The 13922-nt window shown below is 65.3% G+C and carries 13 protein-coding genes; 2 read left to right on the forward strand and 11 right to left on the reverse strand.

From position 1 onward, the window contains the following. Window positions 1-109 precede the first annotated feature (109 nt). Genes QZW52_RS00470 through QZW52_RS00480 form a run of 3 tightly spaced genes read right to left on the reverse strand, consistent with a single transcriptional unit; the run spans window position 110 to window position 2156 of the window. Entirely contained in the window at window positions 110-1054 is a 945-nt protein-coding gene (locus tag QZW52_RS00470) for a Dyp-type peroxidase (protein ID WP_293993897.1), read from the reverse strand. Between the two features lie 44 nt (window positions 1055-1098). After that, on the reverse strand, window positions 1099-1947 hold the full coding sequence (locus QZW52_RS00475) for a segregation and condensation protein A (protein ID WP_293993898.1): 849 nt from the start codon (window positions 1945-1947) through the stop codon (window positions 1099-1101). Between the two features lie 8 nt (window positions 1948-1955). Continuing rightward, window positions 1956-2156, reverse strand: a complete 201-nt coding sequence (locus QZW52_RS00480; protein ID WP_293993900.1) for a DUF3460 family protein — start codon at window positions 2154-2156, stop codon at window positions 1956-1958. Window positions 2157-2230: 74 nt separating this feature from the next. Between QZW52_RS00480 and QZW52_RS00485 the strand changes: the two genes are divergently transcribed. Next, the gene (locus tag QZW52_RS00485) at window positions 2231-3169 is read left to right on the forward strand and encodes a CYTH domain-containing protein (RefSeq protein ID WP_293993902.1); all 939 of its coding nucleotides are present in this window, start codon (window positions 2231-2233) and stop codon (window positions 3167-3169) included. On the opposite strand, the gene QZW52_RS00490 is transcribed toward QZW52_RS00485, so the two are convergent. Then, a complete protein-coding gene (locus tag QZW52_RS00490) occupies window positions 3132-4889 on the reverse strand; it encodes a SulP family inorganic anion transporter (RefSeq protein WP_293993903.1) in 1758 nt (585 codons plus the stop codon). The genes QZW52_RS00485 and QZW52_RS00490 overlap by 38 nt on opposite strands. Before the next feature lie 97 nt (window positions 4890-4986). On the opposite strand from QZW52_RS00490, the gene QZW52_RS00495 reads away from it, so the two are divergent. Then, window positions 4987-5181 (forward strand): DUF2256 domain-containing protein, encoded by a 195-nt coding sequence (locus QZW52_RS00495; RefSeq protein ID WP_293993905.1) that lies wholly within the window; start codon window positions 4987-4989, stop codon window positions 5179-5181. Here QZW52_RS00495 and QZW52_RS00500 read toward each other — a convergent pair. The 7 genes from QZW52_RS00500 to metG form a co-directional block, all read right to left on the reverse strand. After that, the gene (locus QZW52_RS00500) at window positions 5174-5725 is read right to left on the reverse strand and encodes a DUF3237 domain-containing protein (protein WP_293993907.1); all 552 of its coding nucleotides are present in this window, start codon (window positions 5723-5725) and stop codon (window positions 5174-5176) included. The genes QZW52_RS00495 and QZW52_RS00500 overlap by 8 nt on opposite strands. Before the next feature lie 119 nt (window positions 5726-5844). Further along, window positions 5845-7026, reverse strand: a complete 1182-nt coding sequence (locus tag QZW52_RS00505; RefSeq protein WP_293993908.1) for a GIY-YIG nuclease family protein — start codon at window positions 7024-7026, stop codon at window positions 5845-5847. Beyond that, window positions 7019-9145 carry a DEAD/DEAH box helicase gene (locus tag QZW52_RS00510; protein ID WP_293993910.1) on the reverse strand — a complete coding sequence of 709 codons (2127 nt, stop codon included), beginning with the start codon at window positions 9143-9145 and terminating at the stop codon, window positions 7019-7021. The genes QZW52_RS00505 and QZW52_RS00510 overlap by 8 nt, the downstream gene beginning before the upstream one ends. A gap of 5 nt (window positions 9146-9150) precedes the next feature. Continuing rightward, a complete protein-coding gene (locus QZW52_RS00515) occupies window positions 9151-9558 on the reverse strand; it encodes a type II toxin-antitoxin system VapC family toxin (RefSeq protein WP_293993912.1) in 408 nt (135 codons plus the stop codon). Between the two features lie 9 nt (window positions 9559-9567). After that, window positions 9568-9798, reverse strand: coding sequence for a CopG family transcriptional regulator (locus QZW52_RS00520; RefSeq protein WP_293993914.1), 231 nt, complete (start codon window positions 9796-9798; stop codon window positions 9568-9570). Window positions 9799-9874: 76 nt separating this feature from the next. Next, the gene (locus tag QZW52_RS00525) at window positions 9875-12652 is read right to left on the reverse strand and encodes a class I SAM-dependent DNA methyltransferase (RefSeq protein ID WP_293993916.1); all 2778 of its coding nucleotides are present in this window, start codon (window positions 12650-12652) and stop codon (window positions 9875-9877) included. Between the two features lie 68 nt (window positions 12653-12720). Next, on the reverse strand, window positions 12721-13922 hold a 1202-nt coding region (gene metG / locus QZW52_RS00530; RefSeq protein ID WP_293993918.1), incomplete at its 5' end, for a methionine--tRNA ligase subunit beta.

Raw genomic sequence — 13922 nt, forward strand, 5'->3', positions numbered from 1 at the left:
GGTCAGCGGCTGGCCGGAACATGACCCGGAAGTGACAGATTCGCTGCGGCTATCTTATGCGCTGCTTCTGCGGCATTCACGGCATGAACACGGCAAATCGGGGCGATCTTCAGCGGATGTCGAGCAGATCTTGCGCCTGCAGCGGTCCGTTGGCGCCGAACGTGTCGCCCAGCACACGCCGCAGATCCAGGCCCTGCCGGTCCACCGGAGGGCACCAGTAGTAGGCCCCCGTCACGGGCTGGCTGAAGCGGAAGAGGTCATCGACCACACCGTCCTCGACCCCGGCCATGCGCGCAAGCTGGGATTCGAAGGCGTCGAAGCCGGTGGCGAAGGCGGTGAACAGCAGCCCGCAGCGCCCGCCCTCGGCCCACGGCATCGAGCGCCGCACGACGAAGGCTTCGGGCGCGAAGCTTTCCTGGGCGGTGCGCTGGACGTGGGCGCTGGGCGGGGCGTCGTCGAGTTCGACGTTGTCGTCGCGGCGGCGGCCGATCATGCGGTCCTGCGTGGTGCGGTCAAAGCGGTCGAAGCGGTCCAGCGCATGCTCCCATTGCTGGACCGCGACGAAGCTGCCGCCGTCCAGCCCCGCGCCCTGGCCCTGCACGCCAAGGGTGTCGATCATGTCGCGGCCGGTCGGGTTCTCGGTGCCGTCCTCGTAGCCGGTGAGGTCGCGCCCGCCCTGGTGGCGGAAGGCGGCGAGTTCGTGGACCACGTCGAAGGCAGGGGCCAGCAAGCGCGCCAGCGCCCGGCCCCGCTGCAGCAGCACGCCGGGGTCGTCCTCGCTGCGCAGCCACAGCCACAGCTCGGCGGGCGTGGCGGGCAGATCGACGCGGCTGGCCGGCGGTGCGCTGAAGCTGCGCAGGCCGGGCACGGCGGCATCCAGCCGGGCCACCAGCGTGGCGCCCAGTCCCACGACCGTGTGCAGCCCGTCGGCTTCGGTGGCCAGCGCCTGCAGCGTGCTGCGCACCACGGCATCGGCGCCGGGACGCAAGGCCAGGCTCAGGTAGCGGCCATGGGCGGGGACACGGGCGGCGAGGCCGGCTTGGATCGTGGACATCGGCAGACTCCTGGGTGATTTTCACCCAGTGTAGGACGACCCGCTCAGATCGGTGCGGTGGCGGGTGCTGCGGTCGGTGTGTAGGTCAGGCGCACATAGATCGGCGCGAATGCCTCGGCCTGCGTGATCTCCAGCAGCCGCTCGCGGGCCAGCTCCAGCAGGGCGATGAAGGTCACGACCAGCACCGGCACACCGCGGGTCATGTCGAACAGCTCGTGGAATTCGACGAAGCGCCGCCCCTGCAGCGCCCGCAGCACCAGCGTCATGTGTTCGCGCACCGACAGCGCCTCGCGGCCGATGTGGTGGCGCTGTGTCAGCTTCGCGCGCTGGAGCACATCGGCCCAGGCGTTGCGCAGGTCGATGGGACGCACCTCCGGCAGAGGCACCTCCAGCGCCTGCTCGATGTGGACCGCCGCCGCCAGCAGGTCGCGCCCAAGCAGCGGCAACTGGTCGATCTTGTGCGCGCCGAGCTTGATGCGCTCGTACTCCAGCAGCCGCCGCACCAGCTCCGCCCGCGGATCGGCCGCTTCCTGGTCGGCCGTCACCTGGCGTGGCGGCAGCAGCATGCGCGACTTGATCTCGATCAGCATCGCGGCCATGAGCAGGTACTCGGCGGCGAGTTCGAGGTGGCGCTCGCGCAATTCTTCGACGTAGGCGAGGTACTGGCGCGTCACCTCGGCCATCGGAATGTCGAGGATGTTGAAGTTCTGCCGGCGGATCAGGTAGAGCAGCAGGTCCAGCGGCCCCTCGAAGGCGTCGAGGTAGACCGCCAGCGCCTCGGGCGGGATGTAGAGATCCTGCGGCAGCGCGAACAGCGGCTCGCCATACAGATGCGCCAACGCCAGCGCCGCCGGGTCGGCGTGCGACGCGGCGGCGCTGGTGTCCGGGCGCATGCCGGGGATCAGCCCTTGGTCTGGTAGACGTAGGGCTGCTGCGGCACCTTGGCCGTGTTGAATTCGCCCTGGGCGCTGCGGTTCTGTTCGCGGTCCCACAGCAGGCTGCGGCCTTCGCGCTGGCGCTGCTCCAGCTTCGGATCCTGCTGCTTCAGGCTCTCGATGAACTGGGTGGTCTCGGACTTGTAGTGCTTCCAGAAGAGCGGCATGGCGGTGTGGCGACGGAGCGTGCGTCAGAGATAGAGTGAGCGGTTGATTTTACAGGCCCACCGGGTCCATCCCCATGCAAGAAATCGAACTCAAGTTCCAGGTGCCCCCCGAGGCCCGCGCCCGCCTGACCGAGGCACTGTCCGGCGCCGACGCCCGCACGACCCGCCTGCGCGCCCGCTACTTCGACACCGACGACCGCCTGCTGGCGCGCTCGGCCTTCGCGCTGCGGCTGCGGCAGGAGGGGGACGGGTGGGTGCAGACGCTCAAGGGCCGCGGTGATGGTCTGATGACGCGGCTGGAGCACAACGCCCCGCTCGGCGCCGACTCGGGTGACGCAACGCCCGTGCTGTCGCTGGAGCGCCACGCCGACACGCCCGCTGGTGCGGCGCTGCTGGCGCTGCTGACCCGCGCGGGGCGCACACCCGCCGATCTGGCGCTGCAGTTCTCCACCGACATCACCCGCACCCACGCCGAGGTGCAGGCCGAGGGCGCCGTGGTCGAGCTGGCGCTGGATGTCGGGCAGATCGACGGCGGTGGCCAGACGCTGCCGGTGTGGGAGATCGAGTTCGAGCTGGTCAGCGGGCCGGCGGAGGGCTTGCTGTCGCTGGCCTACCTGTGGACCGAGGCGTTCGGTTTGTGGCTGGACGTGCGCAGCAAGGCCGAGCGCGGCGACCGGCTGGCGCAGCGACGCCCGCATGGCGAGGCTCCCGCGATCCGGCCGGTGGACGCCGCGCTGCCCTGGCCGCAGCAGGTGGCACTTGCGCTGGCCCCCGTGCTGGCACTGGCCAGCGATGTGGCCGACGGGCTGGCATCGTCAGCGCAGCAGGTGGCACTGGCCCAGGCGCTGGTGGTGCTGCTGGACGTGCTGCGCCGCGACCCTGCTGCGGCCGATGTGGTCGAACCCGTGACCTTGCTGGCCGGGCTGGTGTTTGACGCGGAGGTCTGGCGCATGGGTGGCACGCAGGCGTTGTGGTTCAACCTGCTGGATTGGAGCCTGCCGGACCCGCGTTGACCGCTGCCAGCGCTGCCAACGCCGCCAACGCCGCCAACGCCGCAGCCAGCGTGGCAGCGTGGCCTTGCGCTCCCAGCAGCGTGTCGAAGCCGGAGCGGCTCAGCAATGAGCGCGGCTGCTCGTTCAGCGCCGCCACGATCAGCCGCACGCCGTGGCGCTGCAGTTGCCGGTGGAGCTGCACCAGCGCGTCCACGCCGGACGTGTCGATCGAGATCAGCCGGTGCATCTCCAGCACCACGGTGCGGGTGTCGCCGCGCAGCCGCTCGGGCAGCGACTCGATCTTGCCTACCGCGCCGAAGAACAGCGTGCCGTAGAGACTGTGGACCTCGACGCCCGGCAGGGTGCAGGCCAGCGGCTCCACCTGGAACAACTGCCCCATCCGCCAGATGAAGAACCCGCACGCCAGCAGCAGCCCGACCTCCACCGCGATCGTCAGATCGAAGACCACGGTGAGGAAGAACGTGCCGAGCAGCACCGAGCGGTAGGGCAGCTTGAAATGCCGCAGCCGGGCGAACTCGTGCCATTCGCCCATGTTCCACGCCACGAACAGCAGGATCCCGGCCAGCACCGCCAGCGGCACGTTCATCGCCAGCGGCGCCGCCACCAGCATGATCACCAGCAGCGCCACGGCATGCACCATCCCCGCCACCGGCGACACCGCCCCGGCGCGCACGTTGGTGACGGTGCGGGCGATGGTGCCGGTGGCCGGGATGCCGCCGAACAGCGGCACGACGAAGTTGGCCACGCCCTGCGCCATCAGCTCCTGGTTCGGGTCGTGGCGCTGGAAGTCGCCCATGTTGTCGGCCACGCGGGCGCACAGCAGCGACTCGATCGCCCCCAGCAGCGCGATGGTCAGCGTCGGCATGAGGAGTTGCTTGGCGGTGGCCCAGGTGAACGCAGGCAGAGCGAACGCGGGCAGTGCCTGCGGAATGCCGCCGAAGCGCGAGCCGATGGTCTCGACCGGCAGGTGCAGCAGCCAGCTCGCCAGCGTCAGCGTCACCAGCGCGACGATCGGCCCCGGCACGCGCGAGATGGCCCGCGCGCTGCGGCCCTCGACGAGTTCGGCTGGCAGGATGGTGCCCGGCTTGAACAGCCGCAACCACGCGAACAGCCCGCCCAGGCACAGGCTGCCGAGCGCGAAGGCGTAGAGGTTGAAGCTGTCCCGGTGTGCCCAGAGCGTGTGGATCTGGGCGAAGAAGTCGGCCGGCATCTTGTCGATGTGCAGGCCGAACAGATCGCGCAGTTGCGACAGCGCGATCAGCACCGCGATGCCGTTGGTGAAGCCGATGACGATCGACACCGGGATGTAGCGCACCAGCCCGCCCAGCCTGAGCAGTCCCATCGCGAACAGCAGCACGCCCGCCAGCATCGTCGCGATCAGCAGGTTGGGCAGGCCGTAGCGTTCGATGATCCCGTAGACGATGACGATGAACGCGCCCGCCGGACCACCGATCTGCACCTGCGAGCCGCCGAGTGCGGAGATCAGGAAGCCGGCGAGGATGGCGGTGTAAAGCCCTTGTTCGGGCTTGACCCCCGAGGCGATCGCAAACGCCATCGCCAGCGGCAGCGCCACGATGCCGACCGTGGCCCCGGCGCCCAGATCGGCCAGCAGGCGCTCGCGTCCGTAGCCGCCGCGCAGGGTGTCGAGCAGGCGTGGGTGGAAGGGCTGCAGGCGTTGCAACCACGCCGGTTTGGACAGGAAGGTGGACCAGTTCAGCACGCGGGGTGTCTCCAGCGGATGGTCACTGCAGTGTGCGCCCGCAGGATGCCGACGCGCTTACAACGCAGGCGTGCTGGCAGCCGGTATCGTGCGGCCCATGCAGAAACCGACCCGTCCGCCCAGCCCGCCCACCTCCGGCCATTTCAAGGGCAACAAGCTGGCTTTGCCTAGCAAACCTTGCGCCACCTGTGGCCGCGAGATGACGTGGCGGCGGGCATGGGCGAAGAACTGGGCCGAGGTCAAGCATTGCTCCGACGCGTGCCGTGTCACGGCCAAGGCCCGGATCAGATGATGCGGAAGACCCGGATCAGCACCGCGTTGCGCTTGGGGCGCAGGCTGTCGAGCGTGCCGGTGTAGACGCAGTCGTTGAGCCAGCCGTACTTGCCGTTCGGTGCGCTCAGGCGGATGTGCGAGGCGGCGTAGCGCGGCTCGCCCTGCGGCGTGCGGACGAGTACCTGGTTGTGGACGGTGACGACCACGCCATCGTCGGTCTTGAGTTCGTAGAGCGCATCGAGCAGCCGCGCGCCGTCCTGGCGCACGAGTTGGCGGTCGGCCCCACCCGGCAGCACGACCCCCTTGATCCCCGGCCCGGCGAACTCGCCCCCGGTGATCGGCACGATGCGGCGCTCGCCGAGCGGGCCGGTGCCCATGTTGACCATGTCGGCGATGTCCACGATGGATTCGTAGACGAACTCCGTGCGCGGGAACACCATCGGCACGTCGGTGCCCAGTGGCGAAGCCGGCGAGGGGGCCTGCTGCGCCTGGGCGGGCAGGGTGGCGGTGGTCGCAGCGGCGGCAGCGCCGAGGAGCCAGTGGCGGCGGGTGGGCTGGGTCATGGAGTGAGGGGGCAAGCGGACAAGGCAACCGGACAACGGTCTGGTTTTGTGTCCGACCACTGTAGATAGCCCGCTCGGACGCCTCCATGGGCACAAACCCGCGCGTGCAGCAGGCGGGATCAGCCTACCAGCCGGGCTTGTTCCCGGTCGTAAGTGACTTCGGTGATCGACCCATCCTGAATGCGCCGAACGGCTTCGTCGATCACCTGCAGGGGGACCAGAAACCATTCCCTCGGTTTGACCGGATGGCCGAATCGGTCCTCGATCGTCAGATCCAGCTGGGCGGCGCCGAAGAGGCGGTGGAAGAGATTTTCCAGCCGGGTGCGGTTCAGGTTGTGCAGCTTGTAGGTCGCGACCACCTCCACGTCGGCCAGGAGATAGGTGGCGTCTTTCTCGGCCCCCGCGATCCGGGTGTCGACCTTGCCGCCGGTCACGCCGATCTTGTGGATCAGCTCGCGGTGCGCGGCCACGAAGGGATGGCGGGAGTGGCTGCGCAGGACATAGATGGTCCCGGTCTCGATGTCATCAGATTCCGATGCGTCACCGAACAGCGGCCCCATGTCGGGGTCGGTCAGGCGGCGGCCGGTATCGTCCTTGTAGAGCGCCCGTTGCAGAGAGCGGCGCAGCAGGTTGCTTTGCGTGCCGTTGGCGTAGACGACGCGCAGACGTGCATCGCTTTCGCCGTTCGGCGCCTTGATGGGGTCGCCGACCTCGGCCACATACGCGAGCTGCCCGCCAACGATGAAGTAATGGCCGCTGGCGACGCTGGTGTCCCGCCCGAAGCGCAGCGTCTTGCGGATGTCGGCCTTGAGTTCGCGCTCCACCTGCTCGAACAGCGGCTGAAACTTCTCGAAGTCCGGACAGGGGGTGCGATCCGCGACTTCCTCGGCCATGCGCCGCTGCGCGGTGGAGCGCACATGGCGCAGCACAGTGATGTCCTTGGGGTCGCTCGGCGCATCGCCCAGTCCGAGCGCCGCCAGCAAGGCGTCCTCGTCCATGTCTTCTGTCTGGGGTGCGGCTGCGGCTGTGCCCGTCAACAGGCCGGGCGCATCCAGTTCGGCCAACAGGGGTTGTGCTTCGGGCAACTGGCGCAGTTGGTCCAGGCGAACGGCGTACAGGCGCTCGAAGATGTCCCGGTCCTCGCCATGCTGCGGGGGGCGTCCATGCGTCTGGTGGAAGCGCAGGATGTCCTCGAAGCCCGCGATGATCCGCTCTTCGCGTGGCGTGCGGCTCGGTGCCTTCAGCGGGGCGACTTCAACCCCGAGTGCCTCCAGCAGTTCGTCATCGTCCAGGTCAGCCATGGCGGATCGCCTCTTCACGGGCCTGTGCCGCCTTGGCCTGTGTACGGTAGCGGGTCAGTGCAGCCACCCCTGCGGCCATGCGCTGCTCCCACGCATCGGCCGAGTGGAGGTCCGGCAGGCGGCCTCGCTCGTTCTTGAACAGCAAGGCCCGCTTGGTCAGTTCGCGGGCCTCGTCTTCGGAGAGGTTGATTTTCTTGGCCGCGATGCTGGTCTGCACTTGCCGCAAGGCGTTTTCGTCCATCGCCCTGGCCAGCACGGCATACGCCGCTTCAAACGGATTGATCCGGTCGATCAGGTCGATGTCCAGGTCGTGTACGTTCACGAACTTGCGCACGCCATCCAGCAGGGCCGTGCTGCCTTGCTGCTGCTGCTGTTGCTGCTGTTGCTGCAACTGCTTGACCTGCTGGGTGATGTTCATGGCGGCGACGGCGTGCTGGCGGATGGATTCCTGGTCTGCCTCGCTCAGGTTTGGGTACCGTTCGCGCACGATCTTGCCCATGCGCAACTGCGTCAGCTCTTCGGGCACGGTGTTGTCCCGGTCGAACAGGCCGCGCTCCAGCACCGTCTTGTCCTGCAGAAACCCCGTGACCACCTCGTTCAGGTCTTCCTTGCAGATGCGGGTCGCTTCCGCGGACTCGGGCAGCTTCAGTCCCTTGATCTCGATGTGGTACTGGCCGGTGGCTTCGTTCACGCCCACGTTGGTGTGATCCGGCTGATAGCCGTCCGGGCCGTAGTCGAACCCTTCCTTCTGGCCGGCATCTCCCGATCCGGTGTTCTTCGGCGTGAACTCGTAGCGCGGTGCCAGCACCTGCTCCATCAGCAGGCTGGCAGAAATCGCCTTGAGCAGGTCGTTCACCGCTTCGGCCACAGCGGATTGCTCTGCTGCTGGTTCGGCAATCAGGTTGGTGAAGCGTGTCCGTTCCTTGCCCTCGGCATCGCGGGTGGCGCGCCCGATGATCTGCACGATCTCGGTCAGGCTGCTGCGGTAGCCGATGGTCAGGGCGTGTTCGCACCAGATCCAGTCGAAGCCTTCCTTGGCCATGCCCAGGGCGATGATCACGTCCACATGGTCGCGGTGGTGCTTCTGCGCGGGGTCTTTCAGTGCTGCCACCACACGGGAACGCCGGGCCGCATCGCTGTCGTCCACCAGATCGGCCACCTTGAGCGTGCGGCCTGCCTGGGTTTGCACCAGATGGAAACCGGTGCCGGGGTCCACGCCTTTCCACTCACCCAGCGCGCTCATGATCTCGTTCACCTCGCGCTCCTTGTCCTGCAGACTTTCGCGCGAATTGACGCTGGGAATGTGGACGATGGTCTTGAGTGTCGGGTCGAGCACCTTGGCCACGGCGTCCACGTAACGGCCGGTGTAGAAGAAGTAGCCGATGTCCAGCGACTTGAGCCAGCGGTAGCCGTTGAGCTGCTCGTAGTAGGTGTAGGTCACGGTGTCGAACCGGGCCTCGTCCGCCGGGGTCAGCACGGCCTCGCTGTCGCCCCGGAAGTAGGAGCCGGTCATTGCCACCAGATGCACCTTGTCGCGGGCGATGAAGTCGCCCAACTGGCTGCCGAGCTTGTTGTCGGGGTTGCTGGACACGTGGTGGAACTCGTCGATGGCGATCAGCCGCTCATCGAACGCCTCGATGCCCAGCTCCTCGACGGCGAAGCGGAAGGTGGCGTGGGTGCAGACCATCACCTTGTCGGGGCTGGCGAGGAATTTGCGCACGGCGTCCACCTTGGATTTGGCGATGCGCGGTTCGTCCACGCCGGGGGCGTTGCACAGGTTCCATTGCGGGGCGACCTGCCAGTCCCAGTGAAAGCCGTGCTGGGTCAGTGGCTCGTCGGCAAAGCTGCTGCCGATGGACCGCTCCGGCACCACGACGATGGCCTGCCGCAGACCCTGGCTGTGCAGCTTGTCGAGTGCGATGAACATCAGTGCGCGGGATTTGCCTGATGCTGGCGGTGACTTGAGCAGCAGGTATTGCTCGCCGCGCCGGGTGTAGGCGCGCTCCTGCATGGTGCGCATCCCCAGTTCGTTGGCCTTGGCGGATCGGCCTGTGCGGGCGGTGGTGATGGACACCGATGGCACGGTGGTGGCGTGGGTGGGGTTGGCTGGGGTGTTCATCGGGTTCAGGTGGTCTCGTGCCAGTTGAGCCATTGCAGACCCGGTACGCGAGCGAATTCACGCACATTGCGTGTCACCAGCGTGGATTGGTGGCGCAGGGCGGTGGCGGCAATCAGGGTGTCGTGGGGGCCGATGGGCGTGCCTTTGGCCTCCAGATCGGCGCGAAGGCGGGCGGCGCAGGTGGCGCATTCGCTGTCAAAAGGCAACTTCTGCATGGGCCGCAGCAGTTGCGCCAACGCTGCCAAGCGTGGGGCGGCTGCTTCCGGGGGCAGGCGCAGCAGCCCATAGCGCAGCTCGTACTCCACGATGGCCGGCACGCCCACGTCGGCGGGGTGCAGTGCTTGCAGGCGTGGCACCACCTGCGGGTCGCCCCGAAAGTAGTAGCTGATGGTGTTGCTGTCGAGAATCAGCATGGCCGGCCTTCAGAACCCCAAGCGCACGGTGTCGGCGGGCAGGGTGGCGGCACTGTCCTCGCGCAGCGGGAAATCAGCGAAACAACCGGCGAGGTCGAGGCAGTCCTGGGGCCACTCGTGGGCGGCGTGCTTGCGGATGATCTCCGCCACCCAGCGGCTTTTCGACATCCCGTTGGCCTTGGCCGCCTGCTCCACCAGCGCCTGGGTGGCATCGTCCAGATACAACGTGATTTGTGACATCGGGTGGCTCCTTTGGTCAGTCTGAGCAAGTATATGTGCAGGTGTATGTGCGACGTGGGCTGTGAACCTCATGCACTCACGACGTTTTCCGGGCGCGGGGGGCCTTCTTCGCGGCGGGTGTCCGGGGCTTCGCTGCTTCGGCGGCGGTCATCCTGGTGTACAGCTCGAACAGCTTTTCCAGCCGCTCGGTGTCGTTCTTGAAGCGGCGGCCGATGTAGATGCGCTCCAGCAGCTCGTCGTTGCGGTCGTGGGCTTGGCGCAGGTTGTCCGGCATGTTGTCCGGGTCGTACAGGTCGGCGATGGTGGCGGGGAAATGCGCTTCGCGGGCCAGCAGGATGTTTTCGGCGCAGCGGGTCAGGTCGGTTTTGTTTTGCTCGGTCAGGAATGGAACGGGGAAGGTGTTCCAGCCGAGGGTGTTGGAATAGCGGAAATCTGTCTTCATCTTTCCGCAAACCGTGCCAATCCAAACCAGATGCAGGCGCGAGGCGATGAGTGCCATATTCCAGAGGGGTGCGTCGTAAAGAGCGAGTGCTAAGTTGGAAACGCGCACCTCAGGGGGCAATAATCCGCAGGGGAGATAGGGGCGGCGTTCTGATGAAACGCTGGGTATAATTATTGTATGGGTATTTCCTGTAATCGTTCGTTCAAATTTGTATGGTGTATCGAGACCCGCCCGCCCGCGTTCGCTACCGTGAAGGCGATATTTAATGATCTGATCAAGTCGCGACTTGATTGGTGGGACTGAATAAGCAAGGCGCGCCTGTTCATCAGTGATCCAGAGGCAATATCGTCCTAGGCCATTAATAAATTCTTTTGAACCCATTACTGGTTTTATCAATTCCGCCGTTGCTGGATATGAAGTAATTAAGTCGCCAGCCTCATCAGGGCTGAGTAGAAGATTTCCCTGATCCCTTGGAATGTTGCCGCCAAACATTGTTGAAATATTGGAAATCGGTTCATTCTCCCTTTCAATAATAATATCCTTGCCAGATGCTAAATAAAAATTTATGCAGTCAACGTCTTTTCGTGCTTCTCCATCGAATATATATTTCGGTTTGGATTCTGAGGATGCTATGCCAACTATAATGCATGTGACTTGTGCGTTTTTGGTGGCATTGTTTCCCCAGATGAAGTCCTTGTGGCAAAATAATATACTCTGCCCCGCGGCGGCTATTATTGGCCAGATCAGCGGAACCTGAGCACCTTGACAGATTGAATTGGTGGATACGAAGGCAAACCGCCCGCCGCATTTTATATAGGCGGAAGCCTTCCATAACCAGCCGGCGATATAATCGACTGCGCGAACGTCTTTTGTGGCTAAGGCTTTAATGTCTCCTTTTTGATCTTTTGTTTGGTATTTGTCGCCGACATAAGGAGGATTGCCGCAAATATATGTTTCGCCGCCCTCATTTTCAAAATCAATTTGCCCCTGCTGCAATGGGGTCTCAAACAAATCATCTGCTACCAGCTTCACACCCATCCCCTCTGGCGGGCAAATGCTCAACCAATCCAGCCGCAGCGCATTCCCGCAGACGATCCAGTTCTGGGTATCCAGCGGCAAGAACGCCAGCAGCGCATCTTTCTGCCCGCGGTACAGCACGTTGCACTGAAACTCGGCAATGATGAGCGCCAGCCGCGCAATCTCGGCCGGAAAATGCCGCAGCTCGATGCCCCGGAAATTGGTCAGCGGAACTTCGCTGCCCAGATCCAATTCCCCCCGGCGCCGATTGATCTCGGCCTCGATCTCGCGCATCTGCTTGTACGCAATCACCAGGAAATTGCCCGAACCACACGCCGGATCAAACACCCGGATGCGCGCCATGCGCTTGCGCAGATTCAGCAGCTTGCGCTCGTTGTCCCCCGCCTCTGCCAACTGCGCCCGCAGACCATCCAGAAACAGCGGATTCAGCACCTTCAGGATATTGGGCACGCTCGTGTAATGCATCCCCAGCGCGCCGCGCTCCTCGTCGTCGGCCACCGCCTGGATCATGCTCCCGAAAATGTCGGGATTGATCTCCTTCCAGTTCAAACCCCCCGCGTGCATCAGGTAAGTGCGCGCCATCCGCGTGAACCGAGGCACCACGGTAGAACCCGAAAACAGCCCCCCGTTCACATACGGAAAACCCAGCGCATACACCGGCAGCCGCGGCTGAGCCTGGGCACGTTCCGCCACCTTGAGGTTCATCGCCCGAAAAATCGCCTGCAACACCTCGTGGGCATTGCCGCCATCGCTGGCGCTCGTCTGGTCCACGGTCTGCGTGAACAAGCCCGTGCGCTCGAAAATCCCCGTGTCTTCCGCAAAGAAACAGAAGATCAGCCGCGCCATGAAATGGTTCATGTCGGCCCGGCGATCGTCACCCGCCCACGCCGGGTTCTCGCGCAACAACTCCACGTACAGCTTGTTCAGCCGCCCCGTGGCCCGCACGTCGATCGGGTTGTCCTTGATCTCCTTGATCGTGGAGATGCCCGCCAGCGGCAGAAAAAAACCGAAGTGGTTCGGAAACTCCGGGTACGGGCAGGCGACGGTCTCGCCGCTGGTCAGATCCTCGGCTTCCAGCGTCTGCCCGTCGGTGGCCACAATGAACCGGGCTTTGGCTTTGCTGGTGGCCGGACTGGCGCGCAATGCCCGCAGGGTTTCACCCACCGCCCCCACCGCGCAGACGGCCATGTGCAGGTGGTTGCGTTGCAGCACCCCACCCGGCACATCCGAGAGGTTGTTGTTGCCGGCACGCAGGCGCTTGAGCGTGGTGTCCTTGTTGCCGAACGCTTCCAGGAATTGGAAGGGGAATTCCGCCGCGTCAAAAGGCCGCTCGGCCAGATCCGAGACTTCGGCTTCGATTTCTACTGCATTCATGCGTGGGTGCCTCGCCTGTGTGCCAAGGTGCCGCCCCGGCGCGCACCCACCTGTGAAAACCAGCGGGGTCAGCGAATGCGCATGCCCGGCTGCGCACCGGGGAACGGCTCCAGCACGAAGATCCCCGGATTCTTCTTTTCATCCGCATCGCTGGCGGCCAGCACCATGCCTTCGCTGATGCCGAACTTCATCTTGCGCGGCGCGAGGTTGGCGACCAGCACGGTGAGCTTGCCTTCCAGATCCTCGGGCTTGTAGCTGGAGGCGATGCCGGAGAAGACGTTGCGGGTGCGGCCCTCGCCGGCGTCGAGCGTCAGGCGCAGCAGCTTGGTCGAGCCGTCCACCGTCTCGGCCTTGACGATCTTCGCGATGCGCAGGTCCACCTTGGTGAAGTCGTCGATCTTGATTTCCGGGGCGATGTCCTCGCCGCCGGGGATGATCTTCTCGGGTTCTGGCGCGGCGAAGAGTTCTTCGAGCAGCTTGGGATCGACACGCTGCATCAGGTGCTGATACGTGCCGATCGTGTGGGCGCCCAAGGCGCGGCTGGCGGCATGGAAGTCGAGCGGCTCGACCTGCAGGAAAGCTTCGACCTGCGCGGCCAGCTTCGGCAGCACCGGCTTGAGGTAGATCGTCAGCAGCCGGAACGCCTCGATGCAGACCGAGCACACGTCGTGCAGCACGGCGTCCTGCCCGGCTTGCTTGGCGAGTTCCCAGGGCTTGTTCTGGTCCACGTATTCGTTCACGCGGTCGGCCAGCGCCATGATCTCGCGCAGCACCTTGCCGAGTTCTCGCGCCTCGTACAGCCCGGTCACGGTGTCGCGGTGGGCGCGCAGCGTGTCGAGCAGCACGCGGCCCTCGACGCCCAGGTCGCTGCTCAACTGGCCGCCGAACCGCTTGCTGATGAACCCGGCGGCGCGGCTGGCGATGTTGATGTACTTGCCGACCAGGTCGGCGTTGACGCGGGCGGTGAAGTCGTCGCGGTTGAAGTCGATGTCCTCGACGTGGGCGTTGAGCTTGGCGGCGATGTAGTAGCGCAGCCACTCGGCGTTCATGCCCAGCGACAGGTACTTCAGCGGATCGAGGCCGGTGCCGCGGCTCTTGCTCATCTTCTCGCCGTTGTTGACGGTCAGGAAGCCGTGGACGAACACGTTGTCCGGCGTCTTGCGGCCACTGAAGTGCAGCGTCGCGGGCCAGAACAGCGTGTGGAAGTAGGTGATGTCCTTGCCGATGAAGTGGTACTGCTCGATGTCCGGCGAGGCCATGAACTCGGCGA

The sequence above is a fragment of the Sphaerotilus sp. genome (assembly GCF_013299175.1).
GTDB lineage: Bacteria > Pseudomonadota > Gammaproteobacteria > Burkholderiales > Burkholderiaceae_C > Sphaerotilus.

Coding starts and splice junctions, on each gene's coding strand:
- QZW52_RS00470 (WP_293993897.1), bottom strand. CDS start 1,054: ATGTCCACGATCCAAGCCGGCCTCGCCGCCCGTGTCCCCGCCCATGGC.
- QZW52_RS00495 (WP_293993905.1), top strand. CDS start 4,987: ATGCAGAAACCGACCCGTCCGCCCAGCCCGCCCACCTCCGGCCATTTC.
- QZW52_RS00510 (WP_293993910.1), bottom strand. CDS start 9,145: ATGAACACCCCAGCCAACCCCACCCACGCCACCACCGTGCCATCGGTG.
- QZW52_RS00525 (WP_293993916.1), bottom strand. CDS start 12,652: ATGAATGCAGTAGAAATCGAAGCCGAAGTCTCGGATCTGGCCGAGCGG.
- QZW52_RS00480 (WP_293993900.1), bottom strand. CDS start 2,156: ATGCCGCTCTTCTGGAAGCACTACAAGTCCGAGACCACCCAGTTCATC.
- QZW52_RS00520 (WP_293993914.1), bottom strand. CDS start 9,798: ATGTCACAAATCACGTTGTATCTGGACGATGCCACCCAGGCGCTGGTG.
- QZW52_RS00500 (WP_293993907.1), bottom strand. CDS start 5,725: ATGACCCAGCCCACCCGCCGCCACTGGCTCCTCGGCGCTGCCGCCGCT.
- QZW52_RS00485 (WP_293993902.1), top strand. CDS start 2,231: ATGCAAGAAATCGAACTCAAGTTCCAGGTGCCCCCCGAGGCCCGCGCC.
- QZW52_RS00505 (WP_293993908.1), bottom strand. CDS start 7,026: ATGGCTGACCTGGACGATGACGAACTGCTGGAGGCACTCGGGGTTGAA.
- QZW52_RS00515 (WP_293993912.1), bottom strand. CDS start 9,558: ATGCTGATTCTCGACAGCAACACCATCAGCTACTACTTTCGGGGCGAC.
- QZW52_RS00475 (WP_293993898.1), bottom strand. CDS start 1,947: ATGCGCCCGGACACCAGCGCCGCCGCGTCGCACGCCGACCCGGCGGCG.